This is a genomic window from Mesorhizobium sp. B283B1A (assembly GCF_020165735.1).
Taxonomy (GTDB): Bacteria; Pseudomonadota; Alphaproteobacteria; order Rhizobiales; family Rhizobiaceae; genus Mesorhizobium; species Mesorhizobium opportunistum.
In genome coordinates, this window is the sequence record NZ_JAIUIQ010000075.1 from 1 (window position 1) to 17056 (window position 17056).

Genomic DNA, 17056 nt, shown 5'->3' on the forward strand with positions numbered 1-17056 from the left:
GCCGGCGCCTTTCCTCTCCCTCCGAAGGGGGGAGAGGTGGCGCCGCGAAGCGGCGACGGAGTGGGGGAAGCCCTCCGCGAAACGCACATGCTCAAGCAAGAAATCAGCCAATGACCAAGAAACCGGAAAAACCAGGCTCCGCCAGCATTCGCGTGCTGAAGACGCGAATCAAGAAGAAGAGCGGCTTGAAGGAATCGTCGCGCCGCTGGCTGCAGCGCCACATCAACGATCCCTATGTCCAGCGGTCGAAGGCCGACGGCTACCGCTCGCGCGCGGCCTACAAGCTGATCGAGATCGACGACAAGCATCACTTGCTCAAGCCCGGCATGAAGGTGATCGACCTTGGCGCCGCGCCCGGCGGCTGGTGCCAGGTGGCGGCCGCGCGGACGAAATCGACGGCGGAAAACCCGCATGTCATCGGCATCGACTATCTGGAAATGGATGCCGTGCCCGGCGCGCCGGTGCTGCTGATGGATTTTCTCGATCCGGCAGCCCCGCAGAAGCTGGCCGAGGCGCTGGGTGGTGACCCCGATGTCGTGCTGTCCGACATGGCCGCACCCACCACCGGCCACAAGCGGACCGACCATATCCGCACCATGCATCTGTGCGAGGTGGCCGCCGATTTCGCGCTGTCGGTGCTAAAGCCGGGCGGACATTTCCTCGCCAAGACGTTTCAGGGCGGCGCGGAGAACGAACTGCTCTCGATGCTCAAGAAGAACTTCCGGTCGGTGCACCACGTCAAGCCACCCGCGTCGCGCGATGAATCGGTAGAGCTTTATCTGCTGGCGAAGGATTTCAAGGGGCGAGAGACCGGTCCGCCATCAGGCGGATCGTAACGTCCAGTGGACGCTCCGAAGGACTCGAGCGCCCGGAGCCATAGCGAAGGGCCGGGGGACGCCGAGTAGCGTCTTCCCTTCTCCCCTTGCGGGAGAAGGTGGCCTCGCGAAGCGAGGTCGGATGAGGGGTGGTCCAGCTTGGCGATATGCTTGCAAATCCACGACTGCGCCTCTCACCAACGCTTCACTCCGCTGGAACACCCCTCATCCGTCTCGGCGCTATCGCGCCGATCCACCTTCTCCCGCAAGGGGAGAAGGCAGAGGGAGCTACTCCCCCGGCGATCTCACCGGTTCCAGCGTCTTGGGCGTGGTCAGCCGGCCATGGCCGGAGACGGCGTTGCCGGCATCGGGCGTCAGGCGCATGAACGACAGCGACGCGGCGGCCGAAATCGCGGCGACGATGAAAAAGGCGAGGTGGAAATCGGCCAGCATCAGCGGTCCGCCATGGATGCTCGTCGACACTTCCAGGATGCCGCCCGCAACCGCCACGCCGAGCGCGATCGACAATTGCTGGAAGACGGCGGCGATCGGTGTCGCCTTGCTGGTATCCTCGGCCGAAACCTCCGCATAGGCGAGGGCGTTGACGCCGGTGAAGAACATCGAGCGGATGAAGCCGCCGACCAACAGCATGGCCAGCATCAGCAGATAGGGCGTTTCGGGGGTGAACAGGCCGTTGATGGCGATCGACGCCGCTGCCACCAGCGAGCCGACGATCAGCACGCGGCGGAAGCCGGCAACGCGAAAGATCAGCGCGGTGACGAATTTCATGCCGATGGCGCCGATCGCCGAGACGAAGGTGATCATGCCGGACTGGAACGGCGTCAGCCCGAAGCCGATCTGGAACATCAGCGGCAGCAGGAATGGCACGGCGCCGATGCCGATGCGGAACAATCCGCCGCCAAGCACGGAGGAGCGGAATACCTGGTTGCGGAACAGGTCGAGCGCCAGCAAGGGGTTTTTCGCGCGGCGGGCGTGCATCAGGTAGAGCGCGCCCGACAACAACCCGACGGCAACGGTGATCAAGCCGGTCGCCGGCGGCAGATAGGGCAGGCTGACCACCGAGAGGCCGAACACGACGCCGGATGCCGCCAGCCCGCTTAGCACGAAGCCGATGAAATCGAGCGGCGGCGTCTCCATCGATTCGGTTTCCGGCAGGAAGCGGGTGGCGAGCCAGATGCCGGCCAGGCCGATCGGCACGTTGATCAGGAAGATCCAGTGCCAGGTGAAGTAGGTGGTGATGAAGCCGCCGATCGGCGGGCCGACGAGCGGACCGACCAATGCGGGAACGGTCAGCCACGACATGGCGGCGACGAGATCGCTCTTGGGTGTGGCGCGTACCAGCACCAGGCGCCCGACCGGCGTCATCATGGCGCCGCCAATGCCTTGCAGGAACCGCGAGACCACGAAGGCCGGCAGCGAACCGGAGAGAGCGCAGGCGATCGAGCCGGCGATGAACACCGCTATCGCGGCGCGAAAGACAGTCTTTGCGCCGAAGCGGTCGGCCATCCAGCCGCTGATCGGAATGAAGATCGCCAGCGACACCAGATAGGCCGTCAGCGCCAGCTTGAGTGCGATAGGGCTGGTGTGGATGTCGATGGCGATCGCCGGCAGCGACGTCGCGATCACGGTCGAATCCATGTTTTCCATGAAAAGAGCGACCGCCAGTATGAGCGGAATGGTGCGGTTCACGAGCGTGGCCGTTTCAGATCTTTTTCTTTCCGGCCCACTTCTCGTTTAGAAAGGGGGCAAGCCGATACAAGGGGGCGGTTATCACGGCCGGACACCGATGTCGTGTTAATTTGCTGTCACTTTTGTGCGACCGGGCCGAGACGGCGACGGCTCTTCTGGCATGCCCGCGAGACTGGCGGCCGCGCTCCAGGGCAGTGGGCGGCAACGAGGAAGCTTGCGGAAAACGGCGCACCTCATTATTGTAGTGATAATAACTACTATATAGGCCGTATCATGGAAGAAGCCGTTTCGGCAGCCGATGCCAACCGCAAGTTCTCGCTCATCCTGCGCGGTGTTCGCGAAGGACAAAGCTACGTCGTGACCAGTCACGGACGCCCCGTCGCGCGGATCGTGCCCGCGGATCAGCAAGAGGGCGTGGTTTCCCGCTCGCGCACGGCGCTGCTGTCGCGCCTCGAACGCCAGCCTGTCGCCGATGTCGGGCGCTGGACCCGCGACGAGCTTTACGAGGACGAGCGGTGAAGGTCGCGCTCGACACCAATGTCCTTGCCTATGCGGAAGGGGTCAACGGTGCCGAGAAGCGCGACATCGTTCTCGAGTTGGTGCGCAAGATCCCTCAAGAGGCCGCCATTATTCCCGTTCAGGTCCTTGGTGAATTGTACAATGTTCTCGTCCGCAAGGCCGCAAGACCGCCTGTCGAGGCCCGGGATGCCCTTTTGAGCTGGCGCGACGCGTTTGCGGTTGCCGCGACAACGCAGGACGTGATGATGATGGCGGCTGATCTGGCGACGGACCACCGCTTCGGCATCTGGGATGCGGTCATTCTGTCCGCCGCCTCGCAAGCCGGTTGCCGGCTGCTGCTTTCGGAAGATCTGCAGGACGGCTTCACATGGGGTGGGGTAACTGTCGTCAATCCTTTCGCATCGCCGCGCCATACCTTGCTGAATGCTCTCGTGGGAGAGTCCGCCGAATAGACGCGTCGGGCCGCAACGATCGGCTTTTCATCGGCGCCGTGACGTGTTACCAGCCAGCGCCAATCCTGAAAGGGAAGAACGAGTCGGCGCTGTCCATTCCGGTCCAGCGCCTTTCATGCATTCTAAGGACTGGCCATGGCAAAAATCATCGAAACGTCCACCGGCGCACTGGCGCTGACCTTTGACGACGTGCTTCTGCAGCCGGGTCATTCCGAGGTCATGCCTGGCGAAACCGATGTCCGCACCCGCATTGCCGGCGATATCGACCTCAACGTCCCGATCCTGTCGGCGGCGATGGACACCGTCACCGAGGCGCGTCTCGCCATCGCCATGGCCCAGGCCGGCGGCATTGGCGTCATCCATCGCAATTTCTCGCCGGCCGAGCAGGCCGAGCAGGTGCGGCAGGTGAAGAAATTCGAATCCGGCATGGTGGTCAACCCGGTCACCATCGGCCCCGACGCCACGCTTGCCGACGCGCTGTCGCTGATGCGCACCTATTCGATCTCGGGCATTCCGGTGGTCGAGAATGGCGGCACCGGCGGTCACAAGACGGGGCGGCTGGTCGGCATCCTGACCAACCGCGACGTGCGCTTTGCCTCCGATCCGGCGCAGAAGGTCTACGAGTTGATGACCCGTGAAAACCTGATCACGGTCAAGGAGAATGTCGACCAGGACGAGGCCAAGCGGCTTCTGCACCAGCACCGGATCGAAAAGCTCGTCGTCGTCGACAAGTCGGGCAATTGCGTCGGGCTGATCACCGTCAAGGACATCGAGAAGTCGCAGCTCAACCCGCACGCCTCCAAGGATGCGCAGGGGCGGCTGCGCGCCGCCGCCGCCACCAGCGTCGGCGACGATGGCTTCGAGCGCGCCGAACGCCTCATCGAGGCCGGCGTCGACCTCCTGGTGATCGACACCGCGCATGGCCACTCGCAGCGCGTGCTGGACGCCGTTACGCGGGCGAAGAAGCTCTCCAACTCGGTGCGCATCCTGGCCGGCAACGTCGCCACCGCGGAAGGCACGCAGGCGCTGATCGATGCCGGCGCCGACGCCGTCAAGGTCGGCATCGGCCCGGGCTCGATCTGCACCACCCGTATCGTGGCCGGCGTCGGCGTACCGCAGCTTTCGGCCATCATGTCGGCGGTCGAGACGGCGCATAAATCGGGCGTTTCGGTGATCGCCGATGGCGGCATCAAATATTCGGGCGATCTCGCCAAGGCGCTCGCTGCTGGCGCCAGTGCAGCCATGATCGGCTCGCTGCTGGCCGGGACGGACGAGAGCCCGGGCGAGGTCTATCTGCACCAGGGCCGTTCCTTCAAGGCCTATCGCGGCATGGGTTCGGTCGGCGCCATGGCGCGCGGATCGGCCGATCGCTACTTCCAGGCCGAGGTGCGCGACACGCTGAAACTGGTGCCGGAAGGCATCGAAGGGCAGGTTCCCTACAAAGGACCTGTGTCTGGCGTCCTGCACCAGCTTGCAGGCGGGCTGAAAGCCGCTATGGGTTATGTAGGCGGCCGCGACCTTGCCGATTTCCGCGACCGCGCCACCTTTGTGCGCATATCCAACGCCGGACTTCGTGAAAGCCACGCCCATGACGTCACGATTACCCGCGAAAGCCCGAACTATCCCGGAGGAGTCTGACTCTTCCGGGGCCTGGCGCAGCTTGACGGCGACGGTCCTGCGGCTGTCGCGTCATGCCGCGGCACTCTGTTTCCTGTCGGGCGCGGTTTTTATCGCCATGACCGGGCTGGAATTCTTCTATTTTCGTCAGCTGAGCGGCGGTTTGCCTTCGCTCGACATGCGCTTTTTCGGCTTCACGCCCGACGAAGGCATGGCCTGGCTGACGGCGCTCGGCCGGCGCGGCGGCGAGATCATTCTCGTCTGGCACTACCTGACCTTCGACCTGCTGTTTCCGGCGCTCTTGTCGCTCACCCTGGTCAGCCTGATCCTGGCCACCGGCCGGCGCCTGAAGAATTTTCGCGTGCTGCCGCCGCAGGTGCAGTCGATCTTTGCGCTGGTCCTAGTGCTGCCCTATACGCTTGCCGACTATGCCCAGAATATCGCCGTGGCGCGGCTTCTGTCCGATTTCCTGTCGGCCAACCCGGATTCGCTGTCTTTCGCCTCGGCTCTCATCGTCACCAAATTCGCGCTTCTCGCCATCCCGGTGATCGTCATTGCCGCTTTCTGGCTGGCGAGCCAGAAACATCAGGCTTGATGCCGGACCGAGCAGCGGGCATTTACCGGGCAGGGGACATGTCATGAACCAGACGACGATCTTCTGGCCTGTTGTGGCGCACGTGCTGCTGATCTACATCGTCTACTGTGTCCTCGGCCGCCGCAGATATGGCGCGGTCAAGTCTGGCGAGGCCAAGGTCGGTCAATACAAGATACGCTCGACCGAGCCGGTGTCCAGCACCACGGTCGCCGCCAATCTCAGCAACCAGTTCGAACTGCCGGTGCTGTTCTACGTGCTGTGCCTGACGCTGCATGCCACCAACGGCGTCAACTATCTGACGCTGGCGCTGATGTGGATCTTCGTCGCCTCGCGCTATGTCCACGCCTGGGTTCACCTGACCAGCAACAACCTGCTGCTGCGCAACCGCTCTTTCGTTATAGGTGCCGTGGTTGTCCTGCTGGGCTGGATCTGGTTCGCGCTCCACCTGCTTGGGGTGGTTTGAACAGTCTGACCCTCCCCCTTGTGGGAAGGGTCGCTCCGCAAAGCGGGGCGGGGGTACGCTATTCCTACAAATCGAAGACCGCGATCTTGCGCTTGTCGAACTTGATGCCGATCTCGCCGCGAACCAGCTTCAGCGCCGCCTCGCCGAACACGGCGCGCCGCCAACCTTGCAGGGCCGGCACGTCGGCTTCCTCACCTTCGGCCGCGATGCGGTCGAGATCGTCGCTGGAGGCCAGCACTTTCGAGGCCACGCCCTGCTGTTCGGCGATGATCCTGAGCAGCACTTTCAACAGTTCCGCGGCAGCGCTCGAGCCCTCGGGCGGCTGGAAACTCTTCGGCAGCTTCGGCATCTGCTCCTTGGGCAAGGCCAGCGCCGTGTTGACGGCGCCGAGCAGCGCCGTCGCCGTCGAGGACCGCTCCCAGCCCTTCGGCGTCGTGCGCAGCTTGGCAAGGGCCGCAGCATCGCGCGGCGCCTGCTGCGCCACCTCGTAGATCGCGTCGTCCTTGAGCACCCGGCCGCGCGGCACATCGCGCTCGCGCGCCTCGCGCTCGCGCCAGGCCGCCACGGCCTGCACGATCGCCAGTTCCTGCGGCTTGCGCAGCCGCATCTTCAGCCGCTTCCAGGCGTCCTCGGGATGTGGATCGTAGGTCTCGCGCGAGGTCAGCACGTCCATTTCCTCGTTCAGCCAGTGGGCGCGGTTTTCCCGCGCCAGTTCGGCGTTGAGGTGCTGATAGACCTCGATCAGATGGGTGACGTCGGCCAGCGCGTAATCGAGCTGCTTGTCGGAAAGCGGCCGGTGGCGCCAGTCGGTGAAACGCGACGACTTGTCGAGCCGCGCACCGGTGATGCGCTGTACCAGCTGATCATAGGAAACGCTGTCGCCGAAGCCGCAGACCATCGCCGCGACCTGTGTATCGAAGACGGGATGCGGAACCAGGTCGCCGAGATGGACGATGATTTCGATATCCTGCCTGGCGGCGTGGAAGACCTTGACCACCGCCTCGTTGGCCATCAGCTTGAAGAACGGCCTCAGGTCGATGTCCGATGACAAGGGATCGATCAGCGCCGTCACGCCGGGCGCGGCCATCTGGATCAGGCACAGGATTGGCCAGAAGGTCGTCTCGCGGATAAATTCGGTGTCGACGGTGACGAAATCCGACTTTTCGAAAGCAGCGAGAGCGGTCTCGAGTTCTTTCTGGGTGGTGATGACGTGCATCAAATCGCTTTTGGCAGGAGTAGGGTCTTCCTAGATTTCAGCCGGGAAGGCTTTCGTCAAGCCGTGGCACCCTCGTCACGGCCTTTCCGGACCGTCCGGATCGCCGTTTCTTCTGGCCAGCCGTGCGAAAACGGTGGAAGTGCGCAGCAATGCGGTGAAACGGCTGCGCTTGCCCGCCGGCACGCCGGACCGGGCCTGCATGCGGTAGAGGATGACGGCGATGAAGATCGCGTAGACCATGGCGCTGAACACGAACAGCGCGCTCGGCCCGAAATACTGCATCGCGGTCGAGGCGGCGAAAGGGCCGCCGATGGCGCCGAAGGAGTAGAACAGCATCAGCGCCGCATTGATCAGCACGAACTCGCCAGTGTCGGCGCGGTCGTTGGAATGCGCCGCCGACAGCGAATAGAGCGGCATGGCGAAACAGCCGAAGATGAAGATGATGACGAAGTTGAGCGCGGGGTTGCTGCCGGCGATGAACACCAGCGCCAGGGCCGAGAGCATCGCGCAGCAGGTGGTCATCAACAGCACCCGGCGTCGGTCCCAGCGGTCGGAGAGATAGCCCAGCGGATACTGGATGATTGCGCCGCCGAAGATGCCGACGCTGACGAAGGTGACGACGTCGGCGACCGACATGCCGATCTGCTCGGCATAAACAGGTGAGAGTGTCCGAAACGCGCTGTTGGTGACGCCGACGGCGATGCAGCCGAAGCAGCCCAGCGGTGAAATCCGCCAGACGCGCGCCAGGTCGAGCTTGACCTCCTCCGGTGGCGTCGGGTTGGATCGGTCGCCGAGGGAAACCGGCACCAGCGACAGCGTGATCATGATCGACATGATGGCGAAGATGGTGAAGCCGCCGGCGCCGAAGACCGGGATCAGGAACTGGGCACCGGTCACCGAACCGGTATCGACCATCCGGTAGATCGCCAGTACGCGGGCGCGGTCGTGGTTGCTGACGCCCGAATTGAGCCAGCTTTCCACGATCGTGAACAGCCCGGCGAAGCAGAAGCCCCCGGCAAAGCGCACCGCGCACCACATCACCGGATCGAGGACCAGCACCAGCAGCAAGGTGCCGACCGAGGCGATCGCCGCCAGCGCCGAAAACGCCCTGATATGGCCGACCGCCTTCATGATGCGGGTGATGGCCAGGCAGCCGAGCAGGAAACCGGCGAAATAGAAGGTACCCATCAGGCCGATGTCGGAGGCGGAAAACCCTTCCTGGGCACCGCGCAGCGCGATCAGCGTGCTCTGCAGCCCATTGCCGCCGAGCAGGATGCCTGCGGCGAGAAGAAGCGGGATCAAGGGGCGGATGGAAGACATGCAAAAGGACGATCAGGTATCGGTGATCCCTTCTTGAACCATTGCCCTGGTCAATGCCAGCGGCAATTCCAGATCGCCGAGAGTGCGCGTGCTCCTCAGGTCGCCGTCGGCCGTGCCGGAGAGCCGTTCATGCCTCGCCCGTCCGCGCCGGTATTTTCCGCCGCGCCATGTCGGGTGCTTCGTTCGATGGCGTCGCGGCCTTCTCCGAAGGCGCCCGCCGGCCAAGCGCGCCGGCGGTCAGCAGGCTGAGCGCAATGAACGGAATGCCGATGCCGAAGGCGGAGCGGATGCCCCAATGGTCCGAGACGAAGCCGAGCAGCGGCGGCCCGAGCAGGAAGGCGACGAAGGAGATCTGCGACAGCGCCGCGACATTGATTGCCGCCGGCCGGTCCGTCCGCTGCGCGGCCGCAGAGATCGCCAGTGGGAAGAGCGCGCTCGTGCCGATGCCCAGAAGGGCAAAACCCAGCATGGACAACAGCGGCGAAGGCGACAGGAAGACGATGAGGACGCCGGCCGCCATGCAGGCCAGCAGCACCCGCGCCACGCCGCTCGGCGAGTGCCGATCGACGAAGCTGTCGGCGAAGAAGCGCGTGGTCGCCTGCGAAAACGCAAACAGCGCCACGGTGAAACCGGCAACGAAAGGGCCGGCTTCGAACACGGTGCGCATATAGATCGCCGACCAGTCGATGCTGGCGCCCTCCATCAGCATCGCCGAAAGCGTCACCGCCACCAGGACGAGGATCGGCAGCGTTGGCCGCGCGAAGGTGGGCGCCTTGTCGCCGGTGCTGGCGAAACGGGCCGGTGCCGGCTGGTAGCCGCCGAGAAACAGCGCCATGGATATCGCGACCATGGGCACGACAACAGCCAGGTGCAGTTGTGGCGACACACCGAGATGCCCAAGTGCCGCGCCGAACAGGCCAGCGCCGAAGAAGCCCATGCTCCAGAACGAATGCGCCCTGTTCATGATCCGGCGTTTCAGCAGGAATTCCGTTCTGTCGGCTTCGACATTGAGCATGATCTCGACGCTGCCGATCATCAGGCCGACCGGAAAGAGCATCAGGAACAGCGCCAGCGGACCCGGCGCATGTACGGCGATGGCATAGGCAAGCGCCACCAGCGGGATCAAGGCAAGCAGTGCGCGGCGGAAGCCGACGCGCTCGAGCAGCGGCGTCGCAAGCGTCAGCGCCGTCAAGGTGCCGATCGGCGTTCCGATCAGGCTGAGGCCGAGCGTGCCGTCCTCGATACCCATGGCGTGCTTGATGTCGGGCAGCCGCGGAAAGATGTTGCCCATGGCAAACGAATAGATCGCGAAGCCGGCATAGACCCGGTGTTGAGGGGAGAGGCTGAGGCCAAGGGTCATCGCTATGCCTTCAAGGAAAGAGGAGCCGCGGCTGGTCTGCTCGACTGCCCGATGCGCCGACTTCTTGCATAACCATGCAGAACATGCAAGAACGTGCACAAAAATATAGGAATGTGCGATGCTGACCGATGAACGGCACCAACTCATTCGCGACCGGCTTGCGTCGGAGGGCCGGGTGTTGGCTGGCGAACTGGCGACCCGCTTCGGTGTATCGGAGGATACGGTCCGGCGTGACCTCAGGGAACTGGCAAAGGCCGGGCAATGCCGCCGCGTCTATGGCGGCGCGGTCGCGCCCGCACCTTTCGCCGCGGCGTCGATCAGCCTGCGCGGCAGCCATGCCGTCGAGGAGAAGATGCGGCTGGCGCGCGCGGCGGTGGCTCTGCTCTCCAGCGGGCAGAGCCTGTTCATCGATGGCGGAACCACCAATGCCGCGATCGCCAAGGCCATTCCGCGCGACCTCGAGCTCACCATAGCCACCAATTCGCTCGGCGTCGCCTCGGCCCTTTCCGATCACGCTCTGGTCGAATTGATCGTGCTGGGCGGAAGGTTCGACCGCGAACTCGGAACCTGCGTCGGAGGCGATACGCTGGCCGCCGTCGCGCAGCTTGGCGCCGATCTGTTTTTCCTCGGCTCCTGCGGTCTCGATGCCACAAGAGGCGTGACCGCTTTCGATTCGGCCGAAGCCGAGGTAAAGCGGGCCATGGCCAGGAACAGCGGCGGCATCGTCATCGCCGCTACCAACGACAAGCTGGCCACCGCATCGCCCTATCGAGTCGCCGGCCCCGAAGCGATCCGCCATCTGGTCGTCGACAAGACCGCGCCGACCAGTATCCTTGCGGAATTCGAACGTCAGGGCGTTGAAATCCACTTGGCTTGAAACCGTCGCCCGCGCATCCGCCAACAGGGTGCCCTGATTTCGAGTTTTCGCCCGGGCTTCGACCCGGGCTTCGACAAGGGATGTCGAAACAGGCAGCTGCGCTCGCTTGCCTTGACAAATCCGGCCTCCCATGCGCTTTTCGCGCAAATTTTGAGGCCGGGCTTGATGCTTCGGCCTGCAACCCAGCACCCCGGACTTTACCAATGACCATGCACCGTTACCGCAGCCACACCTGTGCCCAGTTGAGAAAGAGCGACGTCGGCTCTTCCGTTCGCCTGTCGGGCTGGGTGCATCGTGTGCGCGACCATGGCGGCCTGCTGTTCATCGATCTGCGCGACCATTACGGCCTGACCCAGATCGTCGCCGACCCGGATTCGCCGGCCTTCAAAGTTGCCGAGACCGTGCGCGGCGAATGGGTGATCCGCGTTGACGGCGAGGTCAAGGCACGCTTGCCCGAAACCACGAACGCCAACCTGCCGACCGGCGAGATCGAGATTTTCGCCCGCGAGATCGAGGTGCTGTCGGCGGCCAAGGAACTGCCGCTGCCAGTGTTCGGTGAGCCGGACTATCCCGAGGACATCAGGCTGAAGTATCGCTTCCTCGACCTGCGCCGCGACACGCTGCACAAGAACATCATGGCGCGCACGAAAATCATCGCCGAGATGCGCAAGCGCATGACCGATGTCGGCTTCACCGAATTCTCGACGCCGATCCTGACCGCGTCCTCGCCGGAAGGCGCGCGCGACTTCCTGGTGCCGTCGCGCATCCATCCCGGTACTTTCTACGCCTTGCCGCAGGCGCCGCAGCAGTACAAGCAGCTGATCATGGTGTCGGGCTTCGACCGCTATTTTCAGATCGCGCCCTGCTTCCGCGACGAGGATCCGCGTGCCGACCGTCTGCCCGGCGAATTCTACCAGCTCGACCTCGAAATGAGCTTCGTCGAGCAGGACGACGTGCTGTCGACCATGGAGCCGGTGATGCGCGGGGTCTTCGAGACCTTCGCCAACGGCAAGCCGGTGACGCAGACATTCCAGCGCATCCCCTATGATGTCGCCATGCGCAAATACGGCTCCGACAAGCCCGACCTGCGCAACCCGATCGAGATGCAGGCCGTCTCCGACCATTTTCGCGATTCGGGCTTCAAGGTGTTCGCCAACATCCTGGCCAACGACCCGAAGGCCGAGGTCTGGGGCATTCCGGCCAAGACCGGCGGCAGCCGCGCCTTCTGCGACCGCATGAACTCCTGGGCGCAAGGCGAGGGCCAGCCGGGGCTGGGCTACATCTTCTGGCGCAAGGAGGGCGACAAGCTCGAAGGCGCCGGTCCGCTCGCCAAGAACATCGGCGAGGAACGCACCGAGGCGATCCGCCAGCAGCTCGGCCTTGCCGATGGCGATGCCGCCTTCTTCGTCGCCGGTGATCCGAAGAAATTCGTCTCCTTCGCCGGTGCCGCGCGTACCCGCGCCGGCGAGGAACTGAACCTCGTCGATCGCGAGCGCTTCGAACTGTGCTGGATCGTCGACTTCCCGTTCTTCGAATGGAACGAGGAGGAGAAGAAGATTGATTTCGCCCACAATCCGTTCTCGATGCCGCAGGGCGGCATCGATGCGCTGAACGGCGAAGACCTGCTCGGCATCAAGGCGTTCCAGTACGACATGGTCTGCAACGGTTTCGAGATCGCCTCAGGCGGTATCCGCAACCATCTGCCCGAAACCATGGTCAAGGCCTTCGAGACGGTCGGGCTCGACCGTGCCACGGTCGAGGAGCGCTTTGGCGGCCTCTACCGCGCCTTCCAGTACGGCGCGCCGCCGCATGGCGGCATGGCAGCCGGCGTGGACCGCGTCGTCATGCTGCTGGTCGGAGCGAAGAACCTGCGCGAGATCACCATGTTCCCGATGAACCAGCAGGCCTACGACCTGCTGATGAACGCGCCTTCGGAAGCGAGCCCGCAGCAGCTTCGCGAACTGGCGCTGCGCGTCGCACCGACCAAGAAGGACTGACGGCAGCGTTGCAACTGCCCTTTCTCCCCGTCTCTATACGGGGAGAAATGTCCGGCAGGACAATGAGCGGCAGCGCGGATGCCGGGGATTGGTGAACGGCCGTAGCAACTGACGCCTTCTGACAGGCGATCGGTTCGGCATTGAATTGCAATTTGCAGGTGTCGGCGCTGCCCCTCATCCGCCTGCCGGCACCTTCTCCCCGTATAGTGACGGGGAGAAGGGAGCTAACTTCGATCAGTCTTCGTTCGCCTTGACGCTGACGCCCAGCGTCTTCGGCAGGTCGAGCGGGTTGGACATGGCGCCCGCCATGATCAGCGCGAACGGCACCGATGCCGGCGGCTCGGCCGAGATTTCGAGGCTCTTCGGGTCGTCGAGATACTTGCCGACGGCTGCCGTCACCTGCGCCGTCAGTTCCGGATTGTTGAGCTGCGCCATGCCGAACGGCACGATCGCCTTGGCCTGGTTGGCGATGTCCTTGGCCGACATGCCCTGCTGCTTGCCGACATATTCCAGCACCTTGTTGGTCAGCGAATCGTCGTCGAAGCGGATCGAGGCGCTGTTGAACGAAAGCTGCTGCAAAAGACCGAGCATGGCCATGCCCTGCGCGGAATTGTCGGCGCCTTCGGGCTGCGCGGCCATCTTTTTCTGCATCTCCTGCAGCGACTTGACGAAATCCATCGTGTAGCCACCGAGGTCGAAGGTCATGCCGAGCGTTCCGGCATTCTCGACGGAAATGTCATATTTCGACAGTTCGATCTTGCCATCCGAGGGCTGCCAGGTGCCGGCCATTTCGAGGTTGCCCGAGATATTCTGATAACCGAGAGCGTTGATGACTTCCTTCGACTTGGGATCGTCGACCAGCGTCAGGTCCGCATTGAACTTTTCCGTGGTGCCGGTGAATTCCATCGCCTTGCCGTCGGCCGGCGGCGTGATCTCTATGGCAAGGCCGTCCATCGAGAAGGCGGTCTTGTCGGCGACCTTGACGGTCATGTTTTCGAGTTCGGCGGATTTGTACATCATCAGCGAGCCCAGCGGACCGGTGGAGCCATCGGCCGGAACCGTCATGTCGTGGATGACGAAGGGGCTGAGATTGAGGGTGACGCCGTCCTTGCTGTGTTCGAAGGCCGACGTCGACACGGTGGCGATGTCATAGCCGCCATTGGCTTCGGTCACGCCCTCGAGCTTGACGTCGCCGATCGGCAGGGCTTCCTTTTCCGCGGCCGGTTTGATGGACACGCCCTGCAGCACCATGCTGGTGTTGTCGCCGGTCACGCCGGTCCAGGAGATGTCGACTCCCTGCGCGGAAAGCGCCGCCTTCAGCCGGTCGGCGACAGCGGCGTCCTGTGCCAGGGCCGCATTCAGTGGCAGCGTGAGCAAGAAGGTCGAAAGAGCGAATTTCCGGAGAATTGAGCGGTTGATTGTCATCACAAGGTCCCTGAGAGTGTTCTGAAATTGTTTTTCAATTCTTTGCGCCATCACCATTCCGTGACGAACTGGACGGGAAAAAGGCGTATCCCCGGCACATTGGTCAAAAATCGCGGCGGAAAGCAAACCCGATCCGAACGTCATTGTCTAAAGCGGTGAATTTGGCATGAAGAGCGGGTCACGCAGCGCCGTCGCGCTTGGCAATAGATGCGGCGTGTAACAGATTGATGTTGGCCGGCAAGCCGGACCTTTCGGCTTCATGTTGCACAAAGGACGCAAGTCGATTGGCCCGGCACGCGCCACTTGCCGCGAATCACCCGCTCGGCTAGTTCCAGCCCATGGGAAAAAGGCTTTTGCCGCCTGACAATGGCGGTGGCGATCATATCGAACCGGTCGATCTGAAGAAGGCGCTAGAAGAGCGCTATCTCGCCTATGCGCTGTCGACCATCATGCACAGGGCGCTGCCCGATGTGCGCGACGGACTGAAACCGGTCCATCGCCGCATCATGCATGCCATGCGCCTGCTGCGGCTCAACCCCGACCAGGGCTTCGCCAAATGCGCCCGCATCGTCGGCGAGGTGATGGGCAAGTTCCACCCGCATGGCGACCAGTCGATCTATGACGCGCTGGTGCGGCTGGCACAGGATTTTTCGATGCGCTATCCGCTCGTCGACGGGCAGGGCAATTTCGGCAACATCGACGGCGATAACGCCGCCGCCATGCGCTACACCGAAGCGCGCATGACCGACGTCGCGACCGAGCTGCTTGCCGGCATCACCGAGGACGCCGTCGACTACCGGCCGACCTACAATGAAGAGGACGAGGAGCCGGTCGTGCTGCCCGGCGCCTTCCCGAACCTCCTGGCCAATGGCTCGTCGGGCATTGCCGTCGGCATGGCGACGTCGATCCCCCCGCACAACGCGGCCGAACTTTGCGACGCCGCACTTCACCTGATCGAGCACCGGGACGCGCCGGTGGCGAAGCTGATGGATTTCGTCCAGGGGCCGGATTTCCCGACCGGCGGCATCATCGTCGACAGCCGCGCCTCCATCCTCGAAGCTTACGAGACCGGCCGCGGCGGCTTTCGTGTCCGCTCCAAGTGGGGCCAGGAAGACCAGGGCAGGGGCACCTGGAGCATCGTCGTCACCGAAATCCCCTATGGCGTGCAGAAGGCACGGCTGATCGAGAAGATCGCCGAGTTGCTGATGGCGCGCAAACTGCCGCTGCTCGAAGACATCAGGGACGAAAGTGCCGAAGACATCCGCGTCGTGCTGGTGCCCAAGAGCCGATCGGTCGATCCCGGCATCCTGATGGAATCGCTGTTCAAGCTCACTGAGCTCGAAAGCCGATTCCCACTCAACATGAATGTGCTTTCGCGCGGCAAGGTGCCCAACGTGCTGTCGCTCAAGGGCGTGCTGCAGGAATGGCTCGACCATCGCCGCGACGTGCTCGTCCGCCGCTCGAAGCATCGCCTTGGCGAGATCGAAAGACGGCTGGAGATCCTCGCCGGCTATCTGATCGCCTATCTCAACATCGACGAGGTGATCAAGATCATCCGCGAGGAGGATGAGCCCAAGCAGGTGATGATGGCCCGCTGGTCGCTCACCGACACCCAGGCCGAAGCCATCCTCAACATGCGCCTGCGCGCCCTGCGCAAGCTGGAAGAGTTCGAGATCCGCAAGGAATTCGACGGCCTCACCACCGAGAAGAAGCAGATCGAGGCGTTGCTTGCGTCCGACGCCAAGCAATGGTCGACGATCAAGTGGGAAGTCACCAGCATCCGCGAGAAGTTCGGCCCGGAGACCGAGCTCGGCAAGCGCCGCACCCAGTTCGCCGACGCGCCCGAGCACGACCTGACCGACATCGCCCATGCCATGATCGAACGCGAGCCGGTCACCGTTGTGGTTTCGGAAAAGGGCTGGCTGCGGGCGATGAAGGGCCATCTGGCCGATCTCTCGACGCTGACCTTCAAGGAGGGCGACAGCCTCAAGCTCGCCTTCCACGCCCAGACCACCGACAAGGTGCTGGTGTTCACCACCGGCGGCAAGTTCTACACCATCGGCGCCGACCGGTTGCCGGGCGGGCGCGGCCATGGCGAACCGATCCGCATCATCGTCGACATGGACAATGACCAGGACATCGTCACCGCTTTCGTCCATGATCCCAAGCGCAAGCTGTTGCTGGCCTCCCATGACGCCAACGGCTTCATTGTGCCGGAGGAGGAAGTCGTCGCCAACACCCGCAAGGGCAAGCAGGTGATGAACGTCAAGGCGCCGGACGAAGCCAAGCGCTGCGTCCCGCTCACCGGCGATCATCTCGCCATCGTCGGCGAGAACCGCAAGATGCTGGTGTTCGCGCTTTCCGACATCCCGGAAATGGGCCGCGGTAAAGGCGTGCGGCTGCAGAAATACAAGGATGGCGGCCTGCTCGACCTCAAGCCGTTCACGCTGGAGACCGGCCTGTCCTGGCAGGATTCGGCCGACCGCACGTTTACCCGATCGCGCGAGGAACTGGCCGAATGGATCGGCGCCCGCGCGTCGGCCGGCCGGATGGTGCCGAAGGGATTCCCGAGGACGGGGAAGTTTGGGTAGCGAGCGCCTTTTCCTTCTCCCACAAGGGGCCCGTTGCGTTATTGATCTCCGGGCGTGAGAGGAGAAGGCAAGGGCAATACGGAGGGGTTTTCGGCTCGG

14 protein-coding genes are annotated in these 17056 nt (G+C 63.6%); 9 read left to right on the top strand and 5 right to left on the bottom strand.

The window, feature by feature from the left end; translation table 11 throughout:
• Positions 1–110: 110 nt before the first annotated feature.
• On the top strand, positions 111–836 hold the full coding sequence (locus tag LB577_RS32390; RefSeq protein WP_224690470.1) for an RlmE family RNA methyltransferase: 726 nt from the start codon (positions 111–113) through the stop codon (positions 834–836).
• Between the two features lie 267 nt (positions 837–1103).
• On the opposite strand, the gene LB577_RS32395 is transcribed toward LB577_RS32390, so the two are convergent.
• The gene (locus tag LB577_RS32395) at positions 1104–2525 is read right to left on the bottom strand and encodes an MFS transporter (RefSeq protein WP_224690471.1); all 1422 of its coding nucleotides are present in this window, start codon (positions 2523–2525) and stop codon (positions 1104–1106) included.
• A gap of 273 nt (positions 2526–2798) precedes the next feature.
• Between LB577_RS32395 and LB577_RS32400 the strand changes: the two genes are divergently transcribed.
• From LB577_RS32400 to LB577_RS32420, 5 genes are all read left to right on the top strand, one after another.
• A complete protein-coding gene (locus LB577_RS32400; RefSeq protein WP_224690472.1) occupies positions 2799–3044 on the top strand; it encodes a type II toxin-antitoxin system prevent-host-death family antitoxin in 246 nt (81 codons plus the stop codon).
• Positions 3041–3496: a PIN domain-containing protein gene (locus LB577_RS32405; protein ID WP_224690473.1), complete on the top strand. Its 456-nt coding sequence runs from the start codon at positions 3041–3043 to the stop codon at positions 3494–3496. The genes LB577_RS32400 and LB577_RS32405 overlap by 4 nt, the downstream gene beginning before the upstream one ends.
• A gap of 135 nt (positions 3497–3631) precedes the next feature.
• A complete protein-coding gene (guaB, locus tag LB577_RS32410) occupies positions 3632–5134 on the top strand; it encodes an IMP dehydrogenase (protein ID WP_224690474.1) in 1503 nt (500 codons plus the stop codon).
• Between the two features lie 22 nt (positions 5135–5156).
• Positions 5157–5708 carry a hypothetical protein gene (locus LB577_RS32415; RefSeq protein WP_224690475.1) on the top strand — a complete coding sequence of 184 codons (552 nt, stop codon included), beginning with the start codon at positions 5157–5159 and terminating at the stop codon, positions 5706–5708.
• A gap of 43 nt (positions 5709–5751) precedes the next feature.
• Positions 5752–6171: an MAPEG family protein gene (locus LB577_RS32420; RefSeq protein ID WP_224690476.1), complete on the top strand. Its 420-nt coding sequence runs from the start codon at positions 5752–5754 to the stop codon at positions 6169–6171.
• A 64-nt stretch (positions 6172–6235) separates the two neighbouring features.
• Here LB577_RS32420 and rnd read toward each other — a convergent pair whose 3' ends face one another.
• From rnd to LB577_RS32435, 3 genes are all read right to left on the bottom strand, one after another.
• Positions 6236–7387: a ribonuclease D gene (rnd, locus tag LB577_RS32425; protein WP_023780297.1), complete on the bottom strand. Its 1152-nt coding sequence runs from the start codon at positions 7385–7387 to the stop codon at positions 6236–6238.
• Between the two features lie 75 nt (positions 7388–7462).
• Complete coding sequence (locus LB577_RS32430) at positions 7463–8707, bottom strand: MFS transporter (protein WP_023780298.1); 1245 nt, start codon at positions 8705–8707, stop codon at positions 7463–7465.
• A 127-nt stretch (positions 8708–8834) separates the two neighbouring features.
• A complete protein-coding gene (locus LB577_RS32435) occupies positions 8835–10067 on the bottom strand; it encodes an MFS transporter (protein WP_224690477.1) in 1233 nt (410 codons plus the stop codon).
• Between the two features lie 118 nt (positions 10068–10185).
• On the opposite strand from LB577_RS32435, the gene LB577_RS32440 reads away from it, so the two are divergent.
• Together LB577_RS32440 and aspS are read left to right on the top strand one after the other, a co-directional pair.
• Positions 10186–10944 (top strand): DeoR/GlpR family DNA-binding transcription regulator, encoded by a 759-nt coding sequence (locus LB577_RS32440; RefSeq protein ID WP_224690478.1) that lies wholly within the window; start codon positions 10186–10188, stop codon positions 10942–10944.
• 203 nt (positions 10945–11147) lie between these two features.
• The gene (gene aspS, locus LB577_RS32445) at positions 11148–12941 is read left to right on the top strand and encodes an aspartate--tRNA ligase (protein ID WP_224690479.1); all 1794 of its coding nucleotides are present in this window, start codon (positions 11148–11150) and stop codon (positions 12939–12941) included.
• Between the two features lie 234 nt (positions 12942–13175).
• Here aspS and LB577_RS32450 read toward each other — a convergent pair whose 3' ends face one another.
• Positions 13176–14366 (bottom strand): hypothetical protein, encoded by a 1191-nt coding sequence (locus LB577_RS32450; protein WP_224690480.1) that lies wholly within the window; start codon positions 14364–14366, stop codon positions 13176–13178.
• 338 nt (positions 14367–14704) lie between these two features.
• Between LB577_RS32450 and parC the strand changes: the two genes are divergently transcribed.
• Positions 14705–16957, top strand: a complete 2253-nt coding sequence (gene parC, locus LB577_RS32455) for a DNA topoisomerase IV subunit A (RefSeq protein WP_224690481.1) — start codon at positions 14705–14707, stop codon at positions 16955–16957.
• The last annotated feature ends 99 nt before the right edge of the window (positions 16958–17056 follow it).

What these genes read in the sequence shown, in the direction of transcription:
- LB577_RS32435 (WP_224690477.1), bottom strand. Translation starts at nt 10,067, where the DNA reads ATGACCCTTGGCCTCAGCCTCTCCCCTCAACACCGGGTCTATGCCGGC.
- guaB (WP_224690474.1), top strand. Translation starts at nt 3,632, where the DNA reads ATGGCAAAAATCATCGAAACGTCCACCGGCGCACTGGCGCTGACCTTT.
- rnd (WP_023780297.1), bottom strand. Translation starts at nt 7,387, where the DNA reads ATGCACGTCATCACCACCCAGAAAGAACTCGAGACCGCTCTCGCTGCT.
- LB577_RS32440 (WP_224690478.1), top strand. Translation starts at nt 10,186, where the DNA reads ATGCTGACCGATGAACGGCACCAACTCATTCGCGACCGGCTTGCGTCG.
- aspS (WP_224690479.1), top strand. Translation starts at nt 11,148, where the DNA reads ATGACCATGCACCGTTACCGCAGCCACACCTGTGCCCAGTTGAGAAAG.
- parC (WP_224690481.1), top strand. Translation starts at nt 14,705, where the DNA reads ATGGGAAAAAGGCTTTTGCCGCCTGACAATGGCGGTGGCGATCATATC.
- LB577_RS32430 (WP_023780298.1), bottom strand. Translation starts at nt 8,707, where the DNA reads ATGTCTTCCATCCGCCCCTTGATCCCGCTTCTTCTCGCCGCAGGCATC.
- LB577_RS32400 (WP_224690472.1), top strand. Translation starts at nt 2,799, where the DNA reads ATGGAAGAAGCCGTTTCGGCAGCCGATGCCAACCGCAAGTTCTCGCTC.
- LB577_RS32390 (WP_224690470.1), top strand. Translation starts at nt 111, where the DNA reads ATGACCAAGAAACCGGAAAAACCAGGCTCCGCCAGCATTCGCGTGCTG.
- LB577_RS32420 (WP_224690476.1), top strand. Translation starts at nt 5,752, where the DNA reads ATGAACCAGACGACGATCTTCTGGCCTGTTGTGGCGCACGTGCTGCTG.
- LB577_RS32450 (WP_224690480.1), bottom strand. Translation starts at nt 14,366, where the DNA reads ATGACAATCAACCGCTCAATTCTCCGGAAATTCGCTCTTTCGACCTTC.